The sequence below is a fragment of the Elusimicrobiota bacterium genome (genome assembly GCA_026388095.1).
Taxonomy (GTDB): domain Bacteria; phylum Elusimicrobiota; class Elusimicrobia; order UBA1565; family UBA9628; genus UBA9628.
In genome coordinates this window covers 92890-110121 of the sequence record JAPLKL010000014.1, presented here as the reverse complement: position 1 = coordinate 110121, position 17232 = coordinate 92890, and the positions used below count along the sequence as shown (strand labels likewise).

General features: G+C 67.0%; 17 protein-coding genes. 4 read left to right on the top strand and 13 right to left on the bottom strand.

The genetic code is table 11. The annotated features are described in order from the left end of the window. Window positions 1-104 precede the first annotated feature (104 nt). Together gdhA and NTY77_03875 are read left to right on the top strand one after the other, a co-directional pair. Window positions 105-1484 carry an NADP-specific glutamate dehydrogenase gene (gene gdhA / locus NTY77_03880; GenBank protein MCX5794619.1) on the top strand — a complete coding sequence of 460 codons (1380 nt, stop codon included), beginning with the start codon at window positions 105-107 and terminating at the stop codon, window positions 1482-1484. A 67-nt stretch (window positions 1485-1551) separates the two neighbouring features. Continuing rightward, the gene (locus tag NTY77_03875) at window positions 1552-4524 is read left to right on the top strand and encodes a histidine kinase (protein ID MCX5794618.1); all 2973 of its coding nucleotides are present in this window, start codon (window positions 1552-1554) and stop codon (window positions 4522-4524) included. 2 nt (window positions 4525-4526) lie between these two features. Here NTY77_03875 and NTY77_03870 read toward each other — a convergent pair whose 3' ends face one another. The 5 genes from NTY77_03870 to NTY77_03850 form a co-directional block, all read right to left on the bottom strand. After that, window positions 4527-5231 (bottom strand): Bax inhibitor-1/YccA family protein, encoded by a 705-nt coding sequence (locus NTY77_03870; GenBank protein MCX5794617.1) that lies wholly within the window; start codon window positions 5229-5231, stop codon window positions 4527-4529. Between the two features lie 75 nt (window positions 5232-5306). Beyond that, entirely contained in the window at window positions 5307-5840 is a 534-nt protein-coding gene (locus tag NTY77_03865; GenBank protein MCX5794616.1) for a 2-oxoacid:acceptor oxidoreductase family protein, read from the bottom strand. Continuing rightward, the gene (locus NTY77_03860) at window positions 5824-6588 is read right to left on the bottom strand and encodes a thiamine pyrophosphate-dependent enzyme (GenBank protein ID MCX5794615.1); all 765 of its coding nucleotides are present in this window, start codon (window positions 6586-6588) and stop codon (window positions 5824-5826) included. The genes NTY77_03865 and NTY77_03860 overlap by 17 nt, the downstream gene beginning before the upstream one ends. Further along, window positions 6576-7664: a 3-methyl-2-oxobutanoate dehydrogenase subunit VorB gene (gene vorB, locus NTY77_03855; protein MCX5794614.1), complete on the bottom strand. Its 1089-nt coding sequence runs from the start codon at window positions 7662-7664 to the stop codon at window positions 6576-6578. The genes NTY77_03860 and vorB overlap by 13 nt, the downstream gene beginning before the upstream one ends. Before the next feature lie 30 nt (window positions 7665-7694). Further along, window positions 7695-7916, bottom strand: coding sequence for a 4Fe-4S binding protein (locus tag NTY77_03850; protein ID MCX5794613.1), 222 nt, complete (start codon window positions 7914-7916; stop codon window positions 7695-7697). A 300-nt stretch (window positions 7917-8216) separates the two neighbouring features. On the opposite strand from NTY77_03850, the gene NTY77_03845 reads away from it, so the two are divergent. Next, complete coding sequence (locus NTY77_03845; protein ID MCX5794612.1) at window positions 8217-8546, top strand: rhodanese-like domain-containing protein; 330 nt, start codon at window positions 8217-8219, stop codon at window positions 8544-8546. 178 nt (window positions 8547-8724) lie between these two features. Here the strand turns inward: NTY77_03845 and NTY77_03840 are convergent, their stop codons facing one another. The 3 genes from NTY77_03840 to NTY77_03830 form a co-directional block, all read right to left on the bottom strand. Continuing rightward, a complete protein-coding gene (locus NTY77_03840) occupies window positions 8725-9009 on the bottom strand; it encodes a YtxH domain-containing protein (GenBank protein MCX5794611.1) in 285 nt (94 codons plus the stop codon). Window positions 9010-9077: 68 nt separating this feature from the next. Beyond that, window positions 9078-9773, bottom strand: coding sequence for a spermidine synthase (locus tag NTY77_03835; protein ID MCX5794610.1), 696 nt, complete (start codon window positions 9771-9773; stop codon window positions 9078-9080). Continuing rightward, window positions 9770-10012, bottom strand: a complete 243-nt coding sequence (locus tag NTY77_03830) for a hypothetical protein (protein MCX5794609.1) — start codon at window positions 10010-10012, stop codon at window positions 9770-9772. The genes NTY77_03835 and NTY77_03830 overlap by 4 nt, the downstream gene beginning before the upstream one ends. A 186-nt stretch (window positions 10013-10198) precedes the next feature. Between NTY77_03830 and rsmH the strand changes: the two genes are divergently transcribed. Continuing rightward, window positions 10199-11260, top strand: a complete 1062-nt coding sequence (gene rsmH, locus NTY77_03825) for a 16S rRNA (cytosine(1402)-N(4))-methyltransferase RsmH (GenBank protein MCX5794608.1) — start codon at window positions 10199-10201, stop codon at window positions 11258-11260. On the opposite strand, the gene NTY77_03820 is transcribed toward rsmH, so the two are convergent. The 5 genes from NTY77_03820 to NTY77_03800 all read right to left on the bottom strand — a co-directional run bounded on the left by NTY77_03820 (window position 11257) and on the right by NTY77_03800 (window position 17179). Further along, window positions 11257-11802, bottom strand: a complete 546-nt coding sequence (locus NTY77_03820; GenBank protein ID MCX5794607.1) for a hypothetical protein — start codon at window positions 11800-11802, stop codon at window positions 11257-11259. The genes rsmH and NTY77_03820 overlap by 4 nt on opposite strands. A gap of 54 nt (window positions 11803-11856) precedes the next feature. After that, a complete protein-coding gene (locus NTY77_03815) occupies window positions 11857-12990 on the bottom strand; it encodes a DUF2914 domain-containing protein (GenBank protein ID MCX5794606.1) in 1134 nt (377 codons plus the stop codon). Window positions 12991-13031: 41 nt separating this feature from the next. Further along, complete coding sequence (locus NTY77_03810) at window positions 13032-13502, bottom strand: hypothetical protein (protein ID MCX5794605.1); 471 nt, start codon at window positions 13500-13502, stop codon at window positions 13032-13034. Between the two features lie 78 nt (window positions 13503-13580). Continuing rightward, window positions 13581-15509: an oligoendopeptidase F family protein gene (locus NTY77_03805; protein MCX5794604.1), complete on the bottom strand. Its 1929-nt coding sequence runs from the start codon at window positions 15507-15509 to the stop codon at window positions 13581-13583. 2 nt (window positions 15510-15511) lie between these two features. Beyond that, window positions 15512-17179: a thiamine pyrophosphate-binding protein gene (locus tag NTY77_03800; GenBank protein ID MCX5794603.1), complete on the bottom strand. Its 1668-nt coding sequence runs from the start codon at window positions 17177-17179 to the stop codon at window positions 15512-15514. Window positions 17180-17232 lie beyond the last annotated feature (53 nt).

Genomic DNA, 17232 nt, shown 5'->3' with positions numbered 1-17232 from the left:
CTACTATAAGCTGGGCTAATAAATGTATTGACAACAGTATCCTTAAGAGATACTCTGTGAATACAGCCGTTTATCGTCGATATATCGAGGGGGTTACGAACACAATGCAGGCCACTTTGACCAGACCGAAGTCGGGGAGCAAGGACGCATTTGTCTCCAAATTTATGCAGGACCTCACCGCCAAGAACCCGGGAGAGAAGGAATTCCACCAGGCCGTCCAGGAAGTCGTGGAATCCCTGGTCCCGGTCATGGAGCGCCATCCGGAGTTCAAGAAGGCCAAGATCCTGGAGCGCATCGTCGAGCCAGAGCGGACGATCACGTTCCGCGTGCCCTGGACGGACGACAAGGGCGAGATCCACATCCAGAGGGGCTACCGCGTGGAGTTCAACAGCGCCATCGGACCGTACAAGGGCGGCCTGCGCTTCCACCCGAGCGTGAACCTCGGCATCCTCAAGTTCCTGGGCTTCGAGCAGATCTTCAAGAACTCCCTGACCACGCTGCCCATGGGCGGCGGCAAGGGCGGCTGCGACTTCGACCCCAAGGGCAAGTCCGACGCCGAGGTCATGCGCTTCTGCCAGAGCTTCATGAGCGAGCTGTTCCGCCACATCGGCCCGAACACGGACGTCCCGGCCGGCGACATCGGCGTGGGCGGACGCGAGATCGGCTTCATGTTCGGCCAGTACAAGAAGCTCACCAACCGCTTCGACAGCGTGCTGACCGGCAAGGGCCTCAACTGGGGCGGCAGCCTGGTGCGGCCCGAAGCCACCGGCTACGGCTGCGTGTACTTCGCCGCCGAGCAGTTGGCCACCCGCGGCGAGAGCTTCAAGGGCAAGAGAGTCGCGGTCTCCGGCTCCGGCAACGTCGCGCAGTACGCGGTCGAGAAGGTCAACCAGCTGGGCGGCAAGGTCGTCACGCTGTCCGACTCCAACGGCTACATCGTCGATGAGGACGGCATCAACGCCGAGAAGCTGGCCTTCGTCCTGGACCTCAAGAACGTCAAGCGCGGCCGCATCAAGGAATACGTCGCCAAGTTCCCCAAGGCCCAGTACCACGACGGCACCGGGGTCTGGAACGTCAAGGTGGACGTGGCCCTGCCCTGCGCGACCCAGAACGAGCTCAGCGGCAAGGACGCCGAGACCCTCCTGAAGAACGGCTGCATCTGCGTGGCCGAGGGCGCCAACATGCCCTCGACGACCGAAGCGGTGGAGATCTTCGTCAACAAGAAGACCCTCTTCGCGCCCGGCAAGGCCTCCAACGCCGGCGGCGTGGCCACCTCTGGGTTGGAGATGTCCCAGAACGCCATCCGCATGAACTGGAGCCGCGAGGAAGTCGACCGGCACCTGCACAACATCATGAAGAGCATCCACAAGACCTGCGTGGACACCGCCAAGGAGTACGGCCAGCCCGGCAACTACGTCATGGGCGCCAACATCGGCGGCTTCCTGAAGGTCGCGACCTCCATGATGGACCAGGGGCTCGTCTAAGTCGCGGACGGATTCGGTAACGGTGCCGGCGCAGTGCCTCGAGCACTGCGCCGGCGCCATAACCGGCATGGAAAAGGCACACGCCAGACCGCTGGTCGGGACCTACGACATCCAGTTCGGCGGCTTCGACAAGCTCATGCCCTTCCGCATCCGGGAGGTGCTGCTGGTCGCCGCCCCCTACGACTCTTTCCTTTTGGCCGACGACGACGCCCTGACCGAACTGGTCTTCAGCGAGTACCTCGACCTCAACCTGCGCTACGCCCCGCGCGTGACCAGGGTTTCCACGGCGGCCGAGGCGCTCAAGCGCCTGGGCTCCGAGCGCTTCGACCTGGTCATCACCATGGCCTCGGTGGGCAACCTGGACGTGGCCGCCTTCTCCCAGGAGGCCAAGGGCCTGGTCTCGGGCCTGCCGGTCATCCTGCTCTGCTTCAACATGATGGACGTGGCCCAGCTCTCCGAAGCGGACCGGGCCGCGGTGGACTTCGTGTTCGTCTGGCTTGGCGACCCGCGCATCTTCATGTCCATCATCAAGCTTATCGAGGACCAGCGCAACATCGACCATGACCTGGCCCTCTCCAGCGTGCAGGCCATCATCGTCATCGAGGACTCGGTGCGCTTCTACTCCAGCTACCTGCCCGTGCTCTACGCGGAGCTTATGAAGCAGACCCAGCTTCTGATGGCCGAGGGCATCAACCTCACCCACAAGATGCTGCGCATGCGGGCGCGGCCCAAGATCCTGCTCGCCCACGATTTCGAGTCCGCCTGGGCCCTCTACGAGAAGTACCGAGGGAACCTCCTAGGCATCATCACGGACGTCCAGTTCCGGCGCGAGGGCAGGGAAGACCCCCGCGCCGGCCTGGTCCTGGCCGAGCGCATCAAGGCCCAGATCCGGGACATGCCGGTGCTGGTGCAGTCCTCGGACGCGTCCAAGGCCCCGGAGGCCCAGGCCGTGGGCGCCTCGTTCCTGCAGAAGACCTCGCCGGCGTTGCTGCGGCAGTTGCAGGACTTCATGCTCACCTATTTCGGCTTCGGCGACTTCGTGTTCCGCGACGCCGCCGGCCGGGAGCACGGCCGGGCCGCGGACCTGCACGGCATGATCGAGCGGCTGCGCACCGTTCCGGACGCCTGCATCGAGTACCACTCCGACCACAACCACTTCTCGAAGTGGCTGATGGCCCGCACCGAGTTCGAGATCGCCTATCTCATCCGGCCGCGCAAGACCATGGAATTCGGCGACATCGGCGGCCTGCGCCGCTACCTCATCGAGACCATGCACCGGTTCCTGCAGAAGACCCAGCTGGGGACCATCATCCAGTTCGACGGCCGGTACTTCGACGAGGAGAGCCCCTTCGTCAAGATCGGCAAGGGCTCCATCGGCGGCAAGGCGCGCGGCCTGGCCTTCGTCAACTTCCTGCTCTCCAAGACCGACATGGCGCAGCGCTTCGAGGGCGTGCGCATCACGGTCCCGCACACGTCGGTCATCTCCACGGACGTCTTCGACTTCTTCATGGAGCACAGCGGCCTGAGCTCCTTCGTGCGCGCCGAGCGCGGCAACGCCGAGCTGGCCGAGGCCTTCACCAAGGCCGACCTGCCCTCCTACGTGATCGAGGACCTGCGCACCATGGTGGGCAAGATCCGCGGGCCGCTGGCCGTGCGCTCTTCGAGCATGCTGGAGGATTCCCGGGCCCAGCCCTTCGCCGGAGTCTACAAGACCTACATGCTCCCCAACAACGATCCGGACCCCGAGGAACGGGTGCGCCAGTTGGCGCGCGCGGTCAAGCTGGTCTACGCCTCGACCTTCTCGGTCGAGGCCCGCTCCTATCTGCGCTTTTCCACGCACCTGCCCGATGAGGAGAAGATGGCGGTGATCGTCCAGCACCTGGTCGGCCGGCCGCGGGGCGACGGCCGGCGCTACTACCCCAGCTTCTCGGGGGTGGTCCAGTCCTACAACTACTACCCGGTGCCGCCCATCGCGGCCGACGACGGCGTGGCCTACGTCGCGCTGGGCCTGGGCAAGACCATCATGGACGGCTACCGGGCCCTGCGCTTCTCGCCCAACCATCCCCAGCATCTGCACCAGTTCTCCAAGGTCGCCGACTACCTGACCAACTCCCAGCGCGACTTCCTGGCCCTGGACACGGGGCGCTCCGCCGCGGACCTGGGCTACGACCACGAGCCCGGCATGGTCTGGCACGACCTGGCGGCCGCCGACGCGGACGGCACGCTGGGGCCGCTGGGCTCCACCTATTCCGCGGAGAACGACTGCGTCTACGACGGGACCTCGCGGCCGGGGGTGCGCCTGGTGACCTTCGCGCCCATCCTCAAGGACGACGTCTTCCCTCTGCCCGCCCTCCTGAACCATCTGATTCGCATCGGCATGGAGGCGATGGGCTCCCACGTGGAGATCGAGTTCGCCGCGGACCTGCAGCCCGGGGAGGACGGCCTGCGGGAGTTCTCCATCCTGCAGATGCGGCCCATGATCTCGCGCTGGAGCACCCAGAAGGTGAGGCTGGACGGCCTGGCCGCGGAGCGCGTCCTCTGCGAGAGCCCGCGCACTTTGGGCAACGGCTACGTGACGGGCGTCACCGACGTGGTCTACGTCAAGCCCGAGCGCTTCGACCCGGCCCGGACCGTGGACATCGCGGCCCAGATCGGCCAGGTCAACGAGGCCCTCAGGCGCGAGGGCCGGCAGTGCCTGCTCATCGGGCCCGGGCGCTGGGGCTCGGCCGACCCCTGGCTGGGCATCCCGGTGCGCTGGAACCAGATCTCAGAATCGCGCGTCATCGTGGAGACCACTTTGGAGGGCTTCGTCATAGACCCCTCCTACGGGACCCACTTCTTCCACAACGTGACCTCGCTGGGGCTGGGCTACTTCACGGTGCACGGCGCGCACGGAGGGGGGACCCTGCGCTGGGATTGGCTCGACCGGCAGCCCGCCGTCTCCGAGACCGAGCTGCTGCGCCACGTGCGGCTGGCCGAGCCCCTGGACATCCGCATCGACGGCTCTTCCGGCCGGGGCGTGATCCTGATCCCGGGATAAGCTTACTCCCGGCGCTTGCCCAGGATGCGGAGCAGGCTCAGGAATAGGTTGATGAAGTCCAGGTAGAGAGCCAAGGCCCCCATGACCGTGGCCTTGCTCTCCAGCTCCGAGTCGCCGAAGCCGCCCTCGGCCATGCGCCGGATCTTCTGCGCGTCCCAAGCGGTCAGGGCCACGAACACGAGCACCGAGAGGTAGGTCAGGATCTTGTCCATGCCCGAGCTGCGCACGAACATGTTCACGACAGAAGCGATGATGACCCCTAACAAGGCCATGGCGGCGAAACTGCCCACGCTGGTCAAGTCCTTCTTGGTGGCATGGCCGTAGAGGGCCATGCCGCCGAACATGCCCGCGGCGACCAAGAAGGCCGAGGCGACCGACGCCTGCGTATAGACGAGCAGGATGAGCGACAGCGTGACGCCGTTCAAGGCGGAGTAGAAGAAGAAGCCGGCCGTGGCGGTGCCGGCCGAGATGCGGCTGATGGCGGCGGAAAGCCCGATCACCAGGAGCAGCTCGCCGCCCAGGAGGCCGTAGAAGAGGATGGGATTGTGCGCGAGATTGACCACCATGCTGGGGTGGGAGACCATATACCAAGCGCATCCGGCCGTGACCGCCAGGCCCATGGCCATCCAATTATAGACCTTGGCGACGAAGCTCTGGACGCCGACGCCGATGGCGGGCGGCATGTATCCGATGTCTGATGCTTTCATTGGGTCCCTCCGGGGACGCTTCGGATTCCGCCCAGACACATGCGTGCCTGGGCGGAATGCAGGACGGCAGCGGCCCTAGTTGAGGCCGGCTCCCATCTTGAGGGCCTTGACGTTGAGCTCCAGCATCTCGGGCTTGGCGCGCTTGAAGACCTTGGGCATGGCCTTGGCCACCGCCTCGATGGACAGGGCCCCGGTCTGCTTGCAGAAGGCGCCCAAAGCCGCCATGTTGGCGATCCTGGGGGCCTTGAGCTCATCGGCGATCTTGTTGCAGGGCACCAGCACGACCTTGATGTCCTTGCGCATCGGCCGGGATTTCACCAAGGACTCGTTGATGATCATGAGCCCGCCGGCCTTGAGCAGGGGCTCGAACTTGGCCAGGGAGGGCTCGTTCATCACGATGACCGTGTCGGGCTGGGAGACCACGGGGGTCGTGACCTCGTCCGAGGAGATGACCACCGAGCAGTTGGCCGTGCCGCCGCGCATCTCGGCCCCGTAGGAGGGGAAGAAGCTGACGTGCTTGCCGTCGAGCATCCCGGCGTAGGCCAGGAGGACGCCCGAGGAGATGATGCCTTGCCCGCCGAAGCCGGAGATTCTAATTCCCTGATACATTGGCCTTGCCTCCTGGGACGTCCTTGTACACGCCCAGCGGATACATGGGGAGCATCTTCTCCTGGACGAACTTGCAGGCGTCCAGGGGGCTGATCCCCATGTTGGTCGGACAGGTGGAGAGGACTTCGACCATGGAGAAGCCCTTGCCTTCCACCTGGTATTGGAAGGCCTTCTTGATGGCCTTCTTGGCCTTGATCACGTGGGCGGCCGTGTGGATGGAGGTGCGCTCCAGGTAGCGGCTGCCGTCGAGAGTGGCCAGGAGCTCGCAGACCCGGATGGGGTAGCCGTTGACCTGGGGGTCGCGGCCCATCGGGCAGGTGGTGGCCTTCTGGCCTATCAGCGTGGTGGGCGCCATCTGGCCGCCGGTCATGCCGTAGATGGCGTTGTTGATGAAGATGATGGTGATGTTCTCGCCGCGCCCGGCGGAGTGGACGGTCTCGCACATGCCGATGGAGGCCAGGTCCCCGTCGCCCTGGTAGGAGAACACGATGCAGCCCGGCTTGGAGCGCTTGATGCCCGTGGCGATGGCCGGGCCCCGGCCGTGCGGGCCCTGGATCATGTCGCAGTTGAAGTAGTGGTCCGCGAACACCGCGCAGCCGACCGGGGCTACACCCACGGTGCGCTCCCGGATGCCCAGCTCGTCCATGGCCTCGGCCACCAGCCGGTGCACGATGCCGTGGCCGCAGCCCGGGCAGTAGTGCATCTTCACGTCGAGAAGGCTTTCCGGCCGTTTGTTCACTTGCAGCATACGCGCTCCCCCTTGCCTGCCTTCAGCGCATCCTTGATCCTCTTGAGGATCTCCTCACCCGTCGGCGTGACGCCGGAGGGGCGGGCATGCAGGTGCACCGGCGCGCGGAATTCGGTCGCCAGCCGCACGTCGTCGACCATCTGCCCCATGCTCATCTCCACGACCAGGAAGGAGTCCACCCGGTCGGCCAGGGCGCGCAGCTGGCTTTTCGGGAACGGCCAGAGGGTGATGGGCCGGAACAGTCCGACCTTGAGGCCCTCGGCTCGGGCCATCTTGAGGGCGGCGCCGCAGGCGCGGGCCGCGATGCCGTAGGCGATGAGGACCACCTGGGCGTCCTCGCACTGTCGGGATTCGAACATGACCTCCTTGGCCTCGATCTCGGCGTATCTCTTGCCGCGGTTGAGGGTCATGACCTCCAGCTTGCCTTCGCTGAGGTCGTAGGAGCCCACCAGGCGGTTCTTGCGGCCTTTGCATTCGCCCAGGGCCCAGTCCGGCGACTGGAGGGTCTTGGGATCGACCTGCGGGAACCGGAATTCCAGGGGCTCCATCATCTGCCCCAGGACGCCGTCGGCCAGGACCATGGCCGGGACGCGGTACTTCTCCGCGACCTCATAGCAGTGGAGGGGGAAGTTCCCCATCTCCTCGACGGAGTCCGGGGCCATGACGAAGGTCCGGTAGTCGCCGTGACCGCCCCCGCGCACGGACTGGAAGTAGTCGCCCTGGGCGCCGGCGATGTTGCCCAGGCCCGGGCCGCCGCGTACCACGTTGGCGAAGAAGATGGGCAGGTCCGCGCCCGCGGCGTAGGAGATGCCCTCCTGCTTGAGGCTGATGCCGGGAGAGGAGGACGAGGTCATGCACCGGATCCCGGTGGCCGCCGCCCCGTAGAGCATGTTGATGGCCGCCACCTCGGACTCGGCCTGGACGAAGCTCCCGCCCGCCTGGGGCAGGCGCCAGGACATGTATTCCGGCACTTCGTTCTGCGGGGTGATGGGGTAGCCCGCGAAGAACCGGCAGCCGGCGCGCACGGCCCCTTCAGCCATCGCGTCGTTGCCCTTCATGAGAAGCTTTTCGCCCATTATCTATTCCTCCTGAAATCCTGCGACGCCTTATTTTTTCGCCTTCTCTTCCTTGAAGACCGCGATGGCCAGGTCCGGACAGACTTGGGCGCACAGGCCGCAGCCGGTGCAGCGCTCCGGGGCGCAGCAGACGGCGGGATAATAGCCGGTGACGCTGAACGTCGTGGACATCACGATGCACTTCTTGGCGCAGGCGGCGGTGCAGAGCTCGCAGCCCTTGCAGCGGGCCTCATCCACCTTGATGTTCGGCATGCTCCCTCCTCGTGGCGACTTCCATATGGTAACAAAATAAGGGCCAGTGCAAGCGCCATCCATAAGAGATTCTAATGGGATCCGGCGGGCCTAAAGGCAGCGTGAGAGGATTCCGGCCACGTCCGCCAGGCTCAGGCGCGCGGGGTTGGCCTTCATGCTGGAGGCGGCCAAAGCCTGGCGGGCGAGCCTGGAAAAGGCCTCGGCCGTGAGGCCGTAGGCCAGCAGCCCAGGGGGCCAGGCCGCTGTAACATCCCGTCCTCTCGGCTCACTTATCCTAAGAGAATCAGGAGGATATCACCTATGGCGACCAACACGACCGTGCGGACCATCAGCAAAGAGGAGTTGTCCCGGAAGATGCGCAAGGGCGAGTCGGTGCAGATCGTCAACGTGCTCGACCCTGAGTACTACAAGCTGGGCTTCATCAAGGGGTCCAAGAAGATCCCGTTGGACCAGCTCGGCCAGAGGCTCTCCGAGCTTGACCAGAAGCGCGAGGTCGTGACCTACTGCGCCAACACCAAGTGCACCGCTTCGCGCATGGCAGCGGAGAAGCTCTCCGCCGCGGGCTTCGACGTGAAAGCCTACGAGGGCGGGATCCAGGAGTGGGTGGAGTCCAAGCTGCCGACGGAGTGAGAGTCCCCGATCCGGCCGGAAACACGAAACCCCCTCTCGGGGGCTCGGTCCTGACATTGCTCGTCTCAGGTTCGGAAAGTGCGGCTACTCGATGAGTATACCCCCGGGCGCCGCCTGCGTCAATAGGCCGGGGGGCCGCCGTTCACAATTGCGCAACAGGGCTCCCCGGCCCGCCGTCTCAGCCGTGCTTGGAGGTTTCGACGTAGGCTTGCCGGCCGGCCTTGATCGTGGCCGCCAGCTGCTCCTTGCGGCGCAGGCTCTCCTCCTTGATCTTGGCCAGGAGGTCCGAGCCCTGGTCGCGCTTCTCCTTGAGCCACTCGTCGAGTCGGGCCCGAGTCTCCTTGCCCGATTTCGGCGCGAAGAGCACGCCCATGACAATGCCGGTGACGACGCAAAGAGCGGCGCCGAAACCCGCTGCGGCGATGACGAATCCCGTCTTGTACTTCTTCTCCTCTATCGCCATGATCCTGTCCTCCTTGCCCATAGCCTAGCCCGGCGGGGTCAAGGAAACATCAACGGCCGCCTGCGATATCAGGAGAGACCGAAGTAGAGCCAATCCGTGCGGGCCGTGCCCGCGAGCCTGTTCTTGAAGGGCACCGGCTCGACGCGGACCGCCGCGAACGTCCTGCGCAGCGCCTCGCCGAAAGGGGCGCACTCGGAATACGACCAGACCCCGAGGACGCCGCCGGGCGCCAGGTGCCTGCGGGCCCGCGCCAGGCCCTGCGCGGTGTAGAAAGGTCCGCTGGCTTCGTCCAGGCGCTCCTCGGGCGAGTGGTCGACATCGATGAGGATGAGGTCCCAGAGCCGCTTCGGCGGCCGGGCCAGCATCGCGAAGATATCTCCCTGGACCGCCCGGAAGCGCGCGTCGGCCTTGAGCTCGTCGGCCAGCGGCACGAGCCGGCGCTCCAGCCAGGCGATGACCTGGGGCAGGAGCTCCACGGCTTCCAGGCTCTTGACGCGCGGCGAGGCCAGGGCCGCGCTCGCGGTGCAGCCCAGGCCGAGCCCGCCGACCAGGACCTTGAGCTCTCGGCCCGGATGCAGCTTGAGGGCGGTCTCGGCCAGGGCCCGCTCGGAGGCCGTGTTGACGCTGCTCATGAGGAACTCGCCTCCGAGGGTGACCTCCGTCACCGCGGTCTCCGGCTCGGAGGGGAGCCGGCGCCGCCGCAGGCAGAGCGCGCCCAAGGGCGTGGGCTCGTAGGCCAGGATCTCCAGGTCCGGCAAGCTCACGGAGCCGGCTCCGAAGCGGGGCCGGCCTCGCTGAGCACCTCGCGCAGCTCCTGCAGGGCCGCGATGGTCTCCGGCGAGAACAGGGCCCGGTCGGCGCGGTAGGCGGCGCGCAGGTCCGAGAGGGCGGCCGCGCAGTCCTTGCGCAAGGCCGCGTCGCCGGGGTCGCCGTCGGCCAGCCGCTCCTGCAGGGAGGCCACGGCCGCTTCCACGGCGCGGCGGTCGCTCAGGGGGGGCTTCATAGGGAGGATTATACCAAGCGCGGCGGGCCCTAAAACACGAAACCCCCTTTCGGGGGTCAAGGTCCTGACATTTCTCGTTACAGGTTCGAAAACTGCGGCAACAAAATAATACCACAAGTGGTTCTGGAATGCAAGCGCTATTTTCTTTATCCCCGGGCCTCTTTGATATACTGCCCGGAAGGTCCGATGCCACCCGAGATCCCAGCAGGGCCGCCGCACCGCAGGCGCAAGCGCTACCCGGGCACGCACCCGCGCCGCTTCGAGCAGAAATACAAGGAGCTCGACGTCGAGCGCTTCCCGGAGGAGGCGGCCAAGGCTGCGGCCCGGGGCTCGACTCCGGCCGGCGCGCACCTGCCGGTCATGCTCGGCGAAGTGCTCGCGGCTCTGGAGCCTCTGGCGGGGGCCACGGTCCTCGACTGCACCTTGGGTTGGGGCGGGCACGCGGAGCGGCTGGCGCGCGCCGCGGGGCCGGCTGGGACCGTCATCGGGCTCGACCGCGACGGCGAGGAGGTGGCGCGCACCGAGCAACGCCTGCGCCGCCTCGGCGCGGCGGTCGTGGTCCGCCGCGGCAACTACGCGGGCGCGGCCAAGGTCCTGCGCGAGCTGAAGCTCGCCGGTGTGGACGCCCTGCTGGCGGACCTCGGGGTCTCGTCCATGCAGCTCGACCGGCCGGAGCGCGGGATGTCTTTCAAGACGGACGGGCCTCTGGACATGCGCATGGACCGCTCGCGAGGGCAGACCGCCGCGGACTGGCTGGCCCGCGCCGACGAGGCCGAGATCGCGGACGCTTTGGCCCGCTTCGGCGACGAGCCGGACGCCGCTGCCATCGCGGCCGCGTTGGCGGCTCTCTCAGCCAAGGGCCGTTCTCCCAGGACCACGCGCGAGCTGGCCGCCGCGGTCGGCGCGGCCAAAGGGCTGGGCGCGGGGCGCTTCGTCAAAAAGGATGCGTTCAGCGCCCATCCCGCGGCGCGGACCTTCCAGGCCCTGCGCATCGTGGTGAACTCCGAGCACGAAGCCCTGGCCCAGCTGCTGCGCGACCTGCCCTGGCTGCTGCGCTGCGGCGGCCGGGCGGCCCTGCTCACCTTCCACTCCGGCGAGGAGGCCCTGGTGGGCGAGGCTTTGCGCGCCCAGGCGGCCGCGGGGCTCTGGCGCGAGCCTCCCGCTGAGCCGCTGCGGCCGTCCCCCGAAGAGGTCCGCCTCAACCCGCGCGCTCGCTCGGCGCGGCTCTGGCGCGTGGCCCGGGCCTAAGGGGCCTGGAGGCCGCGGCTGGCGTAGGCCGATTTCAGGCGGCGCACCAGCATGGGCAGGAAGAACATCGCGGCCAATATCAAAGCCATGGTCCGGTTGGGGTCGCCGAGCACCGAGTTCAGCCTCAAAGTCGCGACCATGATGACGGTGAAGTAGATCATGTCGCCGGTGATGGCGATGGTCCAGCCCGACAGGAAGCCGTGGCCGGCGGCGGCCGCGGCGGCGCGGCCCGTCATGGGGTCCACGCCGAAGGCGATCATGATGAGGGCGAAGGGCCCTGCGCCTCCTCCTCCGTACTGCGCCGCGGTGCGGGTCATGGCCTGCCGGAGCACTTCGGTGAAGCGGGCCAAGGGGGGGATCCTGCGGCTCGCCGCGATCAGAAGCCGGAGCACCGGCTCGAAGAGGAAGGCCAGGATCACGTCCGAGACGAAGTAGAGCCCCATGGTGACGGGCCAGGCGATGGCATGGCTGCGCGCCAACAGCACGCCGGCCGGGATGCCGCCGCCGATGGGGATGAGGAAAAGCATCAGCACCGGGAGCATGGAGCTAGTGTAGCTGTTTCAGGGTCCGGCCGGCCAGCGGTCAGGCTTCCGCGCTCAACGCAGAACGGTCCATGCTTGCGGAGCCTGGGCGGAGCTGTCCTCGATGACCGTCAGGTCGATGCGGCCCAGCTCCCTCTTATCGGAGGTCTCGACGCGCACGCGCCAGCGCCCGGGCTGGTAGCGGCTCTTCACTGTATCGGCGCGCCAGCCGCCGTCGCGTCCTCCCACGATGTCGAGCGGGAAGGCGTCGGATTCCTGCCAGCCGGCCTTGGGTTCCAGGAAGAGCCAGCGCAACTGCAGGCGCTCCCTGAAGCGCGCCGGGGAGAACACGCTGACGAAGCAATGGATCCTGTCGCCCGGCCGCGCCAGGAAGCTCTGGTCCCCGCGCTGCCAGAATTTCCAGCGCGGGCGCGTCATGGTCAGCGCGAATCGGTCGCCGACGCGGCGGACGTCGTGGTAGATCCCGATCGAGGAGATCGAGAGGGGGACCGGCGGGATAAGTCCGGCGAAATATAGCCCCGCGAAGCCCGTCAGGACGGCGGCGAATGGCAGCAGCACGCGCCTGCGGATGGCCAGGGGATGGCCGGGCAGGCGCCGGCCCAGCCGCCACGCCAGCAGCCCCATGACCCCCGCGGACGCGGCCAGCGAGCCGATGAAGGGCAGGGCCCCGAGCGAGCCGATCAGCAGGGGGACGAGGTAGGTGAAGTAGGAGATCAGGCACAGGCTGAACAGCCCCATGCGCATCGCCGTGCCGGAATTCTCGAAAGGCTTGAGCTCGTTGACCGCCAGAAGCCCGGCCAGGATGAGCAGGAAGACGAAGGAGGCGGCCAGGGAGGCGCTCTTGAAGTAGAACAGCGTGTAGATGTTGAGCAGGGTCCCCAGCATGAAATGGGTGGCGACCGTGTGATAGCGCCAGGCGGTCGCAAGCCGCGGAGGCGCGGAAAAATCGCCGTAGAATTCCCGCAGTTCCAGGCTCGTGAAGAGCGCGCAGAGAAAAAGGTAGACCGCCTGATGGATGATGTTGCGGACGTGGTCGATGCGGCCGACGGCCAGCGTGTCGAAGAGGTAGCCGGCGATGAAGAAGCCGGCCGTGCAGATCGGCTCATGCTCCCGGTAGAACCTCTTGACGCGCCCGAGCCGCGGCCAGGACTCCGGCTGGGGAGGGGGGACGCTCAACGGGTCATCCATATTCGGGCGCTCCGGCGGCGGGCCCAGCGACAGCTCCTCCCTTATCTGCCGCTGAGCAGGCTGGGTTCGATAGGCATCGTCTGTCCAGCTTGAGCGAAATAGCCAGGGATCTCGTCCGTGGTCTTGAGCTTGACGACCTGCAGGCGCGGATCCCGCCAGTCGATGTCGTAGCCGGTCTCCCGGCGGATCAGGTCCCCGAGCAGCTCCGGCGTGTATCTCTTCGGGTCGAACCGGACGGTCCTGATATCCCGGCGGTCGAGGCCGGCTTTCCCCGACTTCCCTTTTGTGCCGGGAAGATAGATCGTCCCGTTGGTAAAATCAACGGCATAGGCGATGACCCCCGGGATGATGAAGAATAACAAGCCTATGGCGTCCAAAAGTACGACGCCGATGTCCAGGCGTCCGTCCCTCTGGCCTTTCCGTTCCGGGTACAGGATGGTGCCGCAGGCGGCCAGTTGAAAGGACAAGACGGCGATGATGGTCCCTGTGAGCCAGCGGGGAAGATCTTTCATGGGATGCTCCTAAGACCCATCATACCGCTGCCGCCCGATCGCCGCCATTGGGAGTAATACCGAGGCGGGGAGGCGGTGTTACTGAACCCGGCCCGGGCTGGCCGCCAGCCTCTCCATCTCGGTGATGGTCTCGTCGAGGAGCCGGGCCGCGGCCTGCACGGCCTCGGGCTTGAGCAGGTCCACGCCGGCGTCCTTGAGTATCTCGACCGGGTGGGCTTCCCGGGGCTGGGCCAGCATGGCCAGGTAGCGGCCGCGCGCCTCGACGTCGCCGGTCGCGACCCGCTCGGAAAGCGCGATGCCGCTGGCCAGGCCGCAGGCGTAGCTGAACACGTAGTGCTTCCAGTAGAAGTGCGGGATGTAGGACCACTCCACACCGTCGTTGGGGCCCAGCGCGAAGCCCGGGCCGTAGTAGAGCCGCACCAAGTCGGCGTAGGTGCGGTCCAGCAGTTCGGGAGTGATGGGCGTGCCGCTCTCCGCGAAGCCGTGGAGCTTGAGCTCGAACTCCGTGAACAGGGTCTGGCGGTAGATGGTGGTGCGGATGCTCTCCACCAGGCGGCCCAGGAGGTAGAGCCGCATCTTATCGTCGGAAAGGGACTTGGCCAGCAGGTGCTTGGCCAAAAGCATCTCGTTGAAGGTCGAGGCGATCTCGGCGGTGAGCGAGGAGTAGCCCGCGTCCGGGTAGGGCTGGGCCTTGGAGTTGATGAGGCTGTGCATGGCATGGCCCAGCTCGTGCGCCGTGGTGGAGACGTCCTCGATATCGTCCTGGTAGTTGAGCAGGACCAAAGGCGGCGCGTCCCAGATGGAGTGGGAGAAGGCGCCCGAATCCTTGCCTTTGTTGGGGTAGACGTCCGCCATGCGCCGGCCGAGCATGGACGGGCCCGAGAGCTCGGAGACGTAGTCCGGGCCCAGGGGCTTGAGGGCCTCCAGCACGTCGCGCAGCCCGTCCTCGTAGGGGATCTCCGCCTTGGCCGCGGGCACGATGGGCGGGTAGAGGTCGTAGATGTGCAGGTCCTTGAGGCCCAGGAGCTTCTTGCGCAGCTCAACGTATCGGCGCAGGGGCTGGAGGTTGTCGTGGACCGCGGCGATCAGCTTGTCCACCACCTCGGTGGGCACGTCCTGGCGGTCGAGGTAGGCCGCGACCGAGGTCGGGTAGCCCCGGGCCCGGGCCAGGAACACGTCTCGTTTGGTCTCGCCGCCCAGAACCGCGGCCAGCACGTCCTCGTTCTTCTTGAGCGCCGCGAAGAAGCCTTCGACCGTGTCTCGGCGCACCCGGCGGTCCTTGGAGGCCCGGTACTTGCCGTAGTTGGCCAAGGTCAGCTGCACGGGCTTGCCGGCCTCGTCCTTGATCTTGGGGAGCTGGATGTCCTTCTGCATGGCCTTGAAGGCGAGCTCGATGTCCGAAGGGATCTCGTTGAGGTCGGTCTCGGACCAGAGGTTGTCTCCGGCCAAGCTCAGGACCTTCTCGGCCTCGTCGCCCAGCAGATGCGTCCGGCGTCGGCGCAGGTCCGTGACGTAGGCGCGGTAGGGAGCCAAAGACGGGTCTGCAAGGATGGCGAGGGCCGCGGCGTCGTCGAGGCGCAGCAGTTCCAGGCGGATGAAGGCGGACTCGGAGCGCAGCCGATTGCCGAGGTCCAAGGCGCGCTGGTGCCATTCCTGGTACTTGGCCACGCCGTCGTCCTCGTCGGCTTTGAGGTTGGCGTAGGAGGCCACGTGCTCCACGCGCTGGCGGGCCGTGAAATAGTCTTCCAGGCAGGTCTTGACCGCAGGGGCGGCGCTGAGCTGGCCTTTGTGCGGGGCCAAAGCGGAGAGCGCGGCCGTGGCCTGGGCGAAGGCGGGCTCCCAAGCTTCGTCGCCGGGCACCAAGGCGGAGAGGTCCCAGCGGAACTTCTCCGGCACCGCGGAGCGCGGCGCGTTGGAGTCCGGCTTGAAGGCCGCAGCGCTGCGCGCGGGGGGGGCGGCCAGGAGGAGGCAGACCGGGAGGGCGAGGGCGCTCATCGTGCGGTCCATGGTCACCCCTTGCGCTGCGCCTGGCGGAAGGACTCGCCCAGGCGCGCCAATCCCTGGGAGCAGTCGCGGCCGGCCAGGCAGAGGTCGATGAGGACCAGCTTACCGGTCTCCTTCGCCGCCACTGCGAGGGCGCGCTCCAACTCGCCTTCCGTGGAGACCTTGATCCCGATGGCCTGGCCGCCGCCGAAGGCCGCGGGAAGCTTCGCGTAGTCCCACCTCTGGATGTCGTTGTACGGCCCGTCCTCGTGCAGGACGCGCTCGATGAGGTAGCCGTCATTGTTGACCACCAGCACGATGGCGGGGCATTTCTCCCGGATCAAGGTGGAGAGCTCCTGGGCCGTCATCTGGAAAGCGCCGTCGCCGGTCAGCACCACGGGCCTCTTGCCGGGCTCCGCGAGGCCGACCCCCAGCGCGGCGGGGGTGCAGTAGCCGATCGAGCAGTAATAGCACTGCACGATGAAGTTGCGCGCCTCCTCGATCTGGAAATCCGGCGCCGCGCAGAAAGCGTCGCCCGGCTCGGCCAGCAGGATCATCCGGTCGTCGAGGAAGGTGTTCAGGCGCTCGTAGGCCCGCGGGGCGGTCAGGGGGCGGTCCGGATCCGTGGCGAACGGCTTTTTGACATGGTCCGCCACGGCCGGGTGGGAAGCCAGGAAGGACCGCGGACGTATGGCCGGAGCCAGCGCCCGGACGAAATCGCCGAGCTGGATATTGTCGTAGTAGTGGTTCTGGACGCGGACGCGGTCGCCCGCGGCGGCGATCATCCGGCGGCTGTCCAGCTTGACGCTGAACAGGCCGGTGTCGAGGTCGGTCATCCACACGCCCAGCGACAGGAGGCAGTCGGAGGATTCCACCTGCCGGCGGACGGTTTCCCGGCTCCACGCTCCCTGGTAGAGGCCCACGAACTGGGGATGCAGCTCGGGAAGCACGCTCTTGCTGCTGAGCATGGTGGCGAAGGGGAGCTCCACTCCTTCCACCAGCCGCAGAGCGTCGGGGCCCAGGCCGAAGCGCGAGAGCTCCACTCCCGCCAGCAGGACCGGCGCGGCCGCCCGGTCGATGAGCCCGGCGGCTTCCGCGACGCAATCCTTCAGGCTCTCCTCATCGGAGCGCACCGCCGGGGCCGCGGAGAGCGGGGCCGGGGCGCGGCAAGGGGCGTGGGCCAGGTCGGCGGGCAGCTCGAGGTACACGGGCAGCTTGCGTACGATCGCGTTGCGGATCACCCGGTCGATCTCGTCGGGGGCCGTTTCGGGCCGCAGGAGGATGGCGGCGTCGGTGGTGACTTTCCTGAAGACCTCCAGCTGGAGGTAGTAGTCGGCCACGAGGTGGTGGACGAGGGCTCCCGCTTCGCGGCGCCGGCTCGCCGGGGCGCCGCTGATGACGATGAGGGGGACCCTCTCGGCATACGCGCCGGCCACGGCGTTGAGGATGCTCAGGCCGCCGACCCCATAGGTCACCACGGCCGCGCCGGCGCCCTTCATCCGGGCGTAGCCGTCGGCGGCGTAGCCGGCGTTGAGCTCGTTGCAGGTCCCGACCCATCGGATCTGGCTGGCGACCACCTCGTCGAGGAAATCGAGGACGTAGTCGCCCGGGACGCCGAAGAGATGGTCGACGCCGGCCTCTTTCAGGCGGTAGAGCAGATAGCTGGATATCGTGGTGGTCTGGGCATCTGTCACAAGAACCTCCTTGGGCTCACGGCAACGGCATTCTAGTATTTTGAGGGGCTGAC

What these genes read in the sequence shown, in the direction of transcription:
- gdhA (MCX5794619.1), top strand. Translation starts at nt 105, where the DNA reads ATGCAGGCCACTTTGACCAGACCGAAGTCGGGGAGCAAGGACGCATTT.
- NTY77_03875 (MCX5794618.1), top strand. Translation starts at nt 1,552, where the DNA reads ATGGAAAAGGCACACGCCAGACCGCTGGTCGGGACCTACGACATCCAG.
- NTY77_03870 (MCX5794617.1), bottom strand. Translation starts at nt 5,231, where the DNA reads ATGAAAGCATCAGACATCGGATACATGCCGCCCGCCATCGGCGTCGGC.
- NTY77_03865 (MCX5794616.1), bottom strand. Translation starts at nt 5,840, where the DNA reads ATGTATCAGGGAATTAGAATCTCCGGCTTCGGCGGGCAAGGCATCATC.
- NTY77_03860 (MCX5794615.1), bottom strand. Translation starts at nt 6,588, where the DNA reads ATGCTGCAAGTGAACAAACGGCCGGAAAGCCTTCTCGACGTGAAGATG.
- vorB (MCX5794614.1), bottom strand. Translation starts at nt 7,664, where the DNA reads ATGGGCGAAAAGCTTCTCATGAAGGGCAACGACGCGATGGCTGAAGGG.
- NTY77_03850 (MCX5794613.1), bottom strand. Translation starts at nt 7,916, where the DNA reads ATGCCGAACATCAAGGTGGATGAGGCCCGCTGCAAGGGCTGCGAGCTC.
- NTY77_03845 (MCX5794612.1), top strand. Translation starts at nt 8,217, where the DNA reads ATGGCGACCAACACGACCGTGCGGACCATCAGCAAAGAGGAGTTGTCC.
- NTY77_03840 (MCX5794611.1), bottom strand. Translation starts at nt 9,009, where the DNA reads ATGGCGATAGAGGAGAAGAAGTACAAGACGGGATTCGTCATCGCCGCA.
- NTY77_03830 (MCX5794609.1), bottom strand. Translation starts at nt 10,012, where the DNA reads ATGAAGCCCCCCCTGAGCGACCGCCGCGCCGTGGAAGCGGCCGTGGCC.
- rsmH (MCX5794608.1), top strand. Translation starts at nt 10,199, where the DNA reads ATGCCACCCGAGATCCCAGCAGGGCCGCCGCACCGCAGGCGCAAGCGC.
- NTY77_03820 (MCX5794607.1), bottom strand. Translation starts at nt 11,802, where the DNA reads ATGCTCCCGGTGCTGATGCTTTTCCTCATCCCCATCGGCGGCGGCATC.
- NTY77_03815 (MCX5794606.1), bottom strand. Translation starts at nt 12,990, where the DNA reads ATGGATGACCCGTTGAGCGTCCCCCCTCCCCAGCCGGAGTCCTGGCCG.
- NTY77_03810 (MCX5794605.1), bottom strand. Translation starts at nt 13,502, where the DNA reads ATGAAAGATCTTCCCCGCTGGCTCACAGGGACCATCATCGCCGTCTTG.
- NTY77_03805 (MCX5794604.1), bottom strand. Translation starts at nt 15,509, where the DNA reads ATGGACCGCACGATGAGCGCCCTCGCCCTCCCGGTCTGCCTCCTCCTG.